General features: G+C 55.2%; 1 protein-coding gene. It reads right to left on the reverse strand.

The features are described from left to right. Positions 1–586 (reverse strand): helicase-related protein (locus K678_RS17425; protein ID WP_039853812.1); only part of this gene is annotated, 586 nt, incomplete at its 3' end. Between the last annotated feature and the right edge of the window lie 14 nt (positions 587–600).

Below are 600 nucleotides of genomic sequence, written 5' to 3' on the forward strand. Positions count from 1 at the left end.
GGGCGGTTTGATCCGGTGAAGCCAGATAGTTAATCAGATCGTTGTATACGCTATCGTAAATAGTGCGTCCGGTCGGGCAGGTGTGCTCAAATGCATCCAGACCTTCGTGATACCAGCGCACCAGCACCGACTGAGCGGTTTTCTCCAGATAAGGCACATGGATCTGAATATCGTGCGCCTGGCCGATACGATCCAGACGACCAATACGCTGCTCCAGTAGATCCGGGTTGAATGGCAGGTCAAACATCACCATGTGGCTGGCGAACTGGAAGTTACGTCCTTCAGAACCGATTTCTGAGCACAGCAGTACCTGTGCGCCGGTGTCTTCTTCGGCAAACCAGGCGGCAGCGCGGTCACGTTCGATAATCGACATACCTTCGTGGAACACCGCAGCGCGAATACCTTCACGTTCGCGCAGTACCTGCTCCAGTTGCAGCGCAGTGGCAGCTTTGGCGCAGATCACCAGCACTTTCTGAGAGCGATGGCTGGTCAGGTAGCCCATCAGCCACTCAACGCGCGGATCGAAGTTCCACCAGGTGGCGTTATCACCTTCAAATTCCTGATAAATACGCTCCGGGTAGAGCATATCGCGAGCACCCC

Origin of the sequence: Magnetospirillum fulvum MGU-K5 (genome assembly GCF_000442515.1) — a bacterium.
GTDB lineage: Bacteria > Pseudomonadota > Alphaproteobacteria > Rhodospirillales > Magnetospirillaceae > Phaeospirillum > Phaeospirillum fulvum_B.